The sequence below is a fragment of the Streptomyces sp. NPDC002130 genome, assembly GCF_040296465.1.
Taxonomy (GTDB): domain Bacteria; phylum Actinomycetota; class Actinomycetes; order Streptomycetales; family Streptomycetaceae; genus Streptomyces.
Genome location: NZ_JBEOXI010000330.1, coordinates 1 through 7,560, shown reverse-complemented (window position 1 = coordinate 7,560; position 7,560 = coordinate 1). Strand labels below are relative to the sequence as shown.

Below are 7,560 nucleotides of genomic sequence, written 5' to 3'. Positions count from 1 at the left end.
GTTCGCGGAGGTGGATGTGGCCGGGCATCCGCAGCTGGAGGGGCGGACGGCCGGGGAGGCGTTCCGGGCCGGGGCCTGGCGGGTGCTGGCGCTCAACACGTCACCTCCCGGGGGTCGTCGGGGAGAGGCCGAGCCCCCGGGTGAGGAGCGGATGCCGGCTTCGGGTCTGGTGTGGGATCTGCCTGCGTCGTATGTGCTGGGCGCCGGGGACCGGGTGGTGCTGGCGGCGACGAGGCGAGGGCTTGCGGAGCTGCTGGGGCGCAGGAGGCGGCAGCGGGCGGGAGCGTGACGGGGCGCTCCGCGCCCTGAGGGGCGCGGGGAACTGCGCGATCGGCCACGACCCGCCCGCAGCCGCCGAAGAACACCTGCCCCCGGGCTACTGTGCGCCCGACACCCCCTTCAAGTACCGCTCCGCGAACTCCAGCTCCAGCCGCACCTGCTTGATCCGTTCGTCCACCACCAGCGACCCGTGCCCGGCGTCGTAGCGGTACACCTCATGCACCGCCCCCCGGGCCTCCAAGCGCTTGACGTAGTTGTCGATCTGCCGGATCGGGCAGCGTGGGTCGTTGACGCCGGCCGAGATGTAGACCGGCGCCTTCACCTTGTCGACGTAAGTGAGGGGGGACGACGCCTCGAAGCGGTCGGGGACCTCCTCGGGGGTGCCGCCCAGAAGCGTGCGGTCCATCGCCTTCAGCGCTTCCATCTCGTCGTGGTACGCCGTGACGTAGTCGGCCACGGGCACCGCCGCGATGCCGAGGGCCCACGCGTCGGGCTGGACGCCGAGGCCGAGGAGGGTGAGATAGCCGCCCCAGGAGCCGCCGGTGAGGACCAGGCGGTCGGGATCGGCGACACCGGAGCTGACGGCCCATTCACGGACCGCGGCGATGTCCTCCAGTTCGATGAGGCCGACGCGGTGCTTCAGCGCGTCCGTCCAGGCACGGCCGTAGCCCGTGGAGCCGCGGTAGTTGACACGGATCACCGCGAAGCCGTGGTCCACCCAGGCCGCGGGGCCCGCCGCGAACGAGTCGCTGTCGTGCCAGGTGGGGCCGCCGTGGATGTCGAAGACCGTGGGGAGCGGTCCGGTGCTGCCCTCCGGCTTCTGGACGAGGGCGTGGATACGGCCTCCCGGCCCCTCCACCCACACGTCCTGCACCGGCACCGAACCGGGCGACTTCATGCCGGGCGGGTCGAGCACCACACCGCCCGCCGTGGAGCGGACCGCCGGCGGCTCGGCCGCCGAGGACCACAGGTACTCCACGCTGCCGTCGGGCCGGGCCGTCGCGCCGGAGACCGCGCCCGGCGGGGTGGGAATCTCGGTGAGGGCGCGGCCGGCCAGGTCGTAGCGGAACAGCTCGCTGCGGGCCTCGAAGCTGTGGGCGATGAGCAGGCCGCTGCCGTCCGGGTACCACTCGGCGCTGACGTCGCCCGGCAGCTCCAGCGCCAGGTCCGTCTCCTCGCCGGTGGCCACGTCCCACACCAGGGGCTCCCAGCGGCCGCGGCGCTGGTGGCCGATGAGCAGGCGCGTGTCGCCGTCGACGGGGGCGAAGCCGAGGACCTCCAGGCCCAGCTCGCGGGTGCCGCCCTCGGTGTCGTCGAGATCGGCGACCGCCGTGCCGTCGGGACGCAGGACGCGCAGCGCCGAGTGCATCGCGTCACCGTGCTCGGTGTGCTCGACGGCGATGAGCGAGCCGTCGTGGGAGAGATCGCCGACGCCGGCCGACTCGCGGTGGCGGTAGATCTCCACCGGGTCCTCGCCGGTGCGCACCAGGTGGATGGTCGTGCCGTCCTCGTCGGTGGAGCGGCCGACGACCGCCGTACGCCCGTCGCGGCCGAGGGCGAGGCCCGCCGGGTAGGAGGGCTCCAGGCCCGCGGCGGCCGGTTCGTCCGCGCCGCCCTCGAAGGGCTGGCGACGCCACACGCCGAACTCGTCACCGTCCTTGTCGTCGAACCACCAGATCCACGCGCCGTCCGGGGACAGCACGCCGTCCGTCGTGCCGTTCGGCCGGTCCGTCACCTGGCGCTGCTCGCCGGTCGACCGGTCCCAGGCGTACAGCTCGTACGTGCCCGTGGCGTTCGAGACGAACAGGGAGCGGTCCGGGGCGTCCTCCGCCCAGTCGGGCAAGGAGACCCGCGCTGCGCGAAAGCGCTTCTCCCAGTCCGGCATCCGCTCCTGCTGTCCCGCCTGTACCGCTTGCTCATGCTGGTCCCGCCGATCCCGCTCGTCGGACCCGTTGCTCTCAGTCATGGCCCCATACTGCCCGCCCCGGCCGACAATTCGCTCGCGAGGTCCCCAGCCTGTGGATAACCTCCACCGGTCCCCCCTCTCAGCAGGTCAGGAGTCCCACCCATGTACTCCCCCACACCCGTCGACTGGAACGAGGCCAACCGCGCCCACTGGGACGAGCGCGTCCCGCTGCACGTCGCCGGTGACTTCTACGACCTGGACGCCTTCCGGGCCGGTCAGGACCCCTTGCGCGACTTCGAGCTCGCCGAGGTGGGCGAGGTCGGCAACCGCTCTCTGCTGCATCTGCAGTGCCACATCGGCCTCGACACGCTGTCCTGGGCCCGGCACGGCGCCGCCCGGGTCGTCGGCCTGGACTTCTCCGGACCCGCGGTCGACCTGGCCCGGGGGCTCGCGCGCGACCTGGGTCTCGGCCCGGAGCGGGCGGCGTTCGTGACGGCGGACGTGTACGACGCGGCGGCCGCGGTCCCGGACCCGTCGTACGACATCGTGTACACCGGCGGCGGCGCGCTGTGCTGGCTGCCCGACATCGGGCGCTGGGCGCGGACCGTCGCCTCGCTGGTGGCGCCCGGCGGGTTCCTCTACCTCGCCGAGTTCCACCCGCTCACCGATGTCCTCGACGACGAGACCGGCTCGCGGATCGTGCACGACTACTTCGCCCGCGACGCCTGGATCGAGGAGAGCGCGGGGTCGTACGCGGCCGAGGGGGCCGAGTTCACCCACGGCCGGCGGGTGGAGTGGCAGCATCCGGTCGGCGAAGTCGTCTCGGCGCTGGCGGCGGCCGGGCTGCGGATCGAGTTCCTGCACGAGCACGACGTGTCGCTGTTCCGGCGGTTCGGGAATCTCCAGCGGCGGGACGGCTGCTTCCGCTTCCCCGAGGGCCGGCCGCGGATTCCGCTGATGTACTCGATCCGGGCGCGCAAGGACTGAGCGCGGAGAGCCTCACGGCCCTCCGGAACCGGCCGACGGGCCCGCTCCGTTGCCGACCCCGCGGGCCGGGGCCGCCCGACAGCCCCGTACCGTGGGGGTGTGTACCGGTTTCTGCTGACGCCCCGATGGTGGGGGATCAACGTCTTCGTGCTGTTGTCCATCCCCTTCTGCATCTTCATGGGGTCCTGGCAGCTGAGCCGGTTCGAGGACCGTGTGCAGGACCATCGCACCGCGACCGAGCAGGTCTCCGAGGCCCGGCACCAGGCGCCCCGGCCCCTGAAGGACATGCTGCCGGTGGACAAGGCGACCTCCGGGAAGCTGGTCACCGCGAGCGGGCGGTACGGCAAGCAGCTGCTGGTGCCCGGGCGGGAGCTCGACGGCAAGCAGGGCTTCTACGTGCTGACGCTGCTGCGGACCGACTCGGGTGAGGCGCTGCCGGTGGTGCGGGGCTGGCTGCCCGGGGCTCCCGGCTCGGCGAAGGTTCCCGCCCCGCCGTCCGGTGAGGTCACGATCACCGGGGCGCTGCAGGCGTCGGAGACGCCGGGTGACAACGGGGTCAGTGCGCAGGGCGGCCTGCCGGCCGGGCAGACCTCGGCGATCAGCGCGGCGTCCCTGGTCAACCTGGTGCCGTACGACGTGTACGACGCGTGGGTCACCCTGTCGAAGGGCGACGCGGGGATGAAGGCGGTGCCGGCCGCCGCGCCGCCGGACTCGGGCCTGGACCTGAAGGCGTTCCAGAACCTGGGCTACACCGCCGAGTGGTTCGCCTTCGTGGGGTTCGTGATCTTCATGTGGTTCCGGTTGCTGCGGCGCGAGGTGGAGTTCGCGCGGGACGCGGAGCTGGGTCTGGTCGCGGACGAGGAGCCCGTCACCGTGGACGCCGCTGTGAAGTGAGCGGCGTCTTCGCCCGGGCCGGGTGGGCCCGCAGCCCCTGGCGGGCTGCGCCCCCGCCTACGATCCCGCCAGCACGCCCGTCCAGTACACCGTGCCCGCGCACGCGTTGGACACCGTCACCGAGCTCGCGCCCGAGCCGGTGACCGGGGTGTACGTCACCGCCACGCTGCCGTCGACGGTGCCGTCCTCCCGCACCAGCTGGGGGGCCGTGCCCGTGTCGCCGCCGGTGGAGGTGCCGGCCGTGGTCGTCGGGTCCTCCGACGGGGTCGGGTCCGGGCTGGGGTCGGGGCCGCCGACGCTGCCGCCGGGAGGGGGGCAGGTCTCGGAGGGAACCCAGGCGAACTTCACGTCGTAGCCGATGCCCGGCTGGAGCACCAGCTGGGCGGCCTCCAGGGACGGGTCGGGCAGCAGACCGGCCGCCGCGTCGCCCGCGGTGTGCCGGGCCGAGCCGACCTTGCTCATGTCGGCGGCGCCCTGCGGCAGGGCGCTGACCGAGCCGGGGCCGGTGACGGTGCAGGCCGCGCCGGAGACGTTGGTGACACGGAAGGAGCCGGAGACCGCGCCCGTGGAGTCGGGGGCGCCCGCGCTTCCGGAGGCGGGGCCGAGCTGGGCCGCGGTGCACGCCGGGATGCCGGCGGCGGCGGTGGAGGAAGGGCCGGTACCGCCCTGGGACGCGCCGGTGGAGGCGCCGCCGGATCCCTTGCCCTTGCCCTTCTCCTTCTTCTCGCCCTTCTCCTTGCCCTCGGTCTTGCCGGAGGAGCCGCCCGCGGTGCTCTCGCCGCCGTCCGGGCCCTTGCCCTGGCTCGCTCCGCCCTGGGTCTCCGACGTGTGTCCGATGGCGGCCGGGTTGGCCTCGGAGCCGGTGGCGTTGGAGACGTGCACGAGGGCGGGGACGGCCGTGCCGATGAAGAGCGCGGCGGCCGCCATGCCGACGACGGCCTGCCGCTTGCGGGCCCGCCGCTGCGGTACCGCCTTGCGCAGGTAGTCCAGGGTGCCGTCGCGCGGTTCCACCTCCTGCACCACTTGGTGCAGCATCGAGCGCAGGTCCAGCTCGTCCGAGTCGAGCCCGTCGGGGCTCTGGTCGTCGGGGCCGTGGTTCACAGTTCCGTTCCCAGCGTGCGATTGCTTCGGATCTTGCCCGTGCCGCCTTGTCGGCGCCTGCCACTCTTCCAGGCGCTCGACGGGCTCGGGGCCCTCGCGCCCGTTGCCGCCCGCGCCGTTGCCGTCACTCATGCCGGCGCCTCCATGGCGACCCGGAGCGCAGCGATACCGCGCGAGCCATAGGCCTTGACCGAGCCGAGGGATATGCCGAGCGTCTCGGCGACCTGCGCCTCGGTCATGTCCGCGAAGTAGCGCAGCACCAGCACCTCGCGCTGGCGGCGCTGCAGCCCCTTCATCGCCTTGATGAGGGAGTCGCGCTCCAGCTGGTCGTAGGCACCTTCCTCGGCGCTGGCCATGTCGGGCATGGGCTTCGACAGCAGCTTCAGGCCGAGTATGCGGCGGCGCAGCGCGGAACGGGAGAGGTTGACGACGGTCTGGCGCAGGTACGCCAGGGTCTTCTCGGGGTCCCGGACGCGCTTGCGGGCGGAGTGGACACGGATGAACGCCTCCTGGACGACGTCCTCGCAGGAGGCGGTGTCGTCGAGGAGGAGGGCGGCGAGACCCAGCAGCGAGCGGTAGTGCGCCCGGTAGGTCTCGGTGAGGTGGTCGACGGTGGTGCCGGCCGCTACGCCGTCCTCCGCGCCGTCGCGCTGGTTGGGTATGCGGGCCGGCCGCGCTGCGGGCACGGGCGCGATCACCGGCATGCCACCGGGCGTACCGGCCATGCGGGGTCGGAGAGCCGCCGGGCGGGGCGGTCGAAGGACCGTGCCGCGCGCCGCACTGAAGTCGAGTACCTCTGCCACGCCTGTTGGACACGCTGACCCCCGTGAGGGTTGTACGTGCCGGGCATCACTTTCACGCCGACCGTCGCCGTTGCCGGTCTACCCGCGTCAGGCAGCACAGTCGATGGTGCGTTCATGGCCCTCATGCGTCCCGCTCTTCCCTTATATCCAAATGTGAACGGACGTCCCCACGCCCGGTTCCAGGCGTCCCCACGCCTGTAAGCGCTCCCACGGCCGAAGGGCGACCGCAAAGACGCTCCCCGCCCTTCGCGCGGTTGCGGAGAGCGGGGAGGTAAATCCTCTGATGCCGAAGCGCCACGGACAAGTGGTCCGGATCATCGACCGGCTCACATGTCGTGCACAGATCCTACAAACCACCTCTGACACCGGCCGGGGGATTCCGCGCGGCGGAACGTCGAGAAGCCCGGGCGGCCTGCCTCGGAGCCGGTCGCGCTGTGCGCCGGCTCACACGGTCAGGACAGCTCGGCCGCGACCACCTCGGCGATCTGCGCGGTGTTGAGCGCGGACCCTTTGCGCAGGTTGTCCCCGCACACGAACAGCTCGAGCGCCGTGGGGTCGTCCAGCGCCCGCCGGACCCGTCCGACCCAGGTCGGGTCCGTGCCGACCACGTCGGCGGGGGTCGGGAACTCCCCCGCGGCCGGGTCGTCGAACAGCACCACCCCGGGCGCCGTGGCGAGGATCTCGCGGGCCTTGTCGACGGTGACCTCGCCCTCGAAGCGGGCGTGCACGGTCACCGAGTGCGTGGTGACCACCGGCACCCGGACACAGGTGACGGCCACCGGAAGGCCGGGAAGACCGAGGATCTTGCGGGCCTCGTCCCGCACCTTCAGCTCCTCCGACGACCAGCCGTCCTCGCACGCCGTACCGGTCCAGGGCACGACGTTCAGCGCCACCGGCTCGGGGAACGGCCCGGTGTCGTCGCCGACGGCCCGGCGTACGTCACCGGGGTGCGTGCCCAGCTCCGTGCCCGCGACCAGGGACAGCTGCCGGCGCAGGGTCTCCACACCGGCTCGCCCGGCGCCGCTGACGGCCTGGTACGAGGAGGCGACCAGCTCGCGCAGCCCGAACTCGGCGTGCAGCGCGCCCAGGGCCACGATCATGGAGAGCGTCGTGCAGCTGGGGTTGGCGATGATCCCGCGCGGGCGCATCCGCACGGCGTGCGGGTTGACCTCGGGCACCACGAGCGGCACGTCCGGGTCCATCCGGAACACGCCGGAGTTGTCGACCACCACCGCGCCCTTGGCGGCGGCGACGGGCGCCCACCGCTCGGCGACCTCGTCGGGGACGTCGAACATGGCGACGTCGACCCCGTCGAAGGCCTCCTCCGTGAGCGCGAGGACCTCGGTCTCCTCGCCGCGCACGGTCAGTTTGCGGCCGGCCGAGCGCGGGGAGGCGATCAGCCGGATCTCGCCCCAGACGTCGGCCCGCTGGGACAGGATCCGGAGCATGACCGTGCCGACGGCTCCGGTCGCCCCCACCACGGCAAGCGTCGGACGCCCGGACTCTTCGCCAACTCCGTCCGCAAGGACATGGACCCGGAGAAGGCCCTCGACAAGGCCGACACAGCCGTCAACCGCGAGCTCAAGAAGC

General features: G+C 72.9%; 6 protein-coding genes and 1 pseudogene. 3 read left to right on the top strand and 4 right to left on the bottom strand.

Features of this window, described 5'->3' with window-relative positions:
• Positions 1-289 (top strand): annotated as a pseudogene (locus ABT116_RS37175) (potassium transporter TrkA); the annotation flags it as partial.
• A gap of 87 nt (positions 290-376) precedes the next feature.
• On the opposite strand, the gene ABT116_RS37170 reads toward ABT116_RS37175, so the two are convergent.
• Positions 377-2,245: a S9 family peptidase gene (locus ABT116_RS37170; protein ID WP_351643424.1), complete on the bottom strand. Its 1,869-nt coding sequence runs from the start codon at positions 2,243-2,245 to the stop codon at positions 377-379.
• 102 nt (positions 2,246-2,347) lie between these two features.
• Between ABT116_RS37170 and ABT116_RS37165 the strand changes: the two genes are divergently transcribed.
• Positions 2,348-3,172 carry a class I SAM-dependent methyltransferase gene (locus tag ABT116_RS37165; protein WP_351643422.1) on the top strand — a complete coding sequence of 275 codons (825 nt, stop codon included), beginning with the start codon at positions 2,348-2,350 and terminating at the stop codon, positions 3,170-3,172.
• A 99-nt stretch (positions 3,173-3,271) separates the two neighbouring features.
• Positions 3,272-4,066, top strand: coding sequence for an SURF1 family protein (locus tag ABT116_RS37160; RefSeq protein ID WP_351643420.1), 795 nt, complete (start codon positions 3,272-3,274; stop codon positions 4,064-4,066).
• A gap of 57 nt (positions 4,067-4,123) precedes the next feature.
• Here ABT116_RS37160 and ABT116_RS37155 read toward each other — a convergent pair whose 3' ends face one another.
• The 3 genes from ABT116_RS37155 to ABT116_RS37145 all read right to left on the bottom strand — a co-directional run bounded on the left by ABT116_RS37155 (position 4,124) and on the right by ABT116_RS37145 (position 7,448).
• On the bottom strand, positions 4,124-5,167 hold the full coding sequence (locus ABT116_RS37155; protein ID WP_502984003.1) for a hypothetical protein: 1,044 nt from the start codon (positions 5,165-5,167) through the stop codon (positions 4,124-4,126).
• 128 nt (positions 5,168-5,295) lie between these two features.
• Positions 5,296-5,871 (bottom strand): SigE family RNA polymerase sigma factor, encoded by a 576-nt coding sequence (locus ABT116_RS37150; RefSeq protein ID WP_306970667.1) that lies wholly within the window; start codon positions 5,869-5,871, stop codon positions 5,296-5,298.
• 551 nt (positions 5,872-6,422) lie between these two features.
• Positions 6,423-7,448, bottom strand: a complete 1,026-nt coding sequence (locus ABT116_RS37145) for an aspartate-semialdehyde dehydrogenase (protein WP_351643415.1) — start codon at positions 7,446-7,448, stop codon at positions 6,423-6,425.
• Between the last annotated feature and the right edge of the window lie 112 nt (positions 7,449-7,560).

Excerpts from the sequence above, each read along its gene's own strand:
- ABT116_RS37170 (WP_351643424.1), bottom strand. The coding sequence starts at position 2,245 with ATGACTGAGAGCAACGGGTCCGACGAGCGGGATCGGCGGGACCAGCAT.
- ABT116_RS37165 (WP_351643422.1), top strand. The coding sequence starts at position 2,348 with ATGTACTCCCCCACACCCGTCGACTGGAACGAGGCCAACCGCGCCCAC.
- ABT116_RS37150 (WP_306970667.1), bottom strand. The coding sequence starts at position 5,871 with ATGCCGGTGATCGCGCCCGTGCCCGCAGCGCGGCCGGCCCGCATACCC.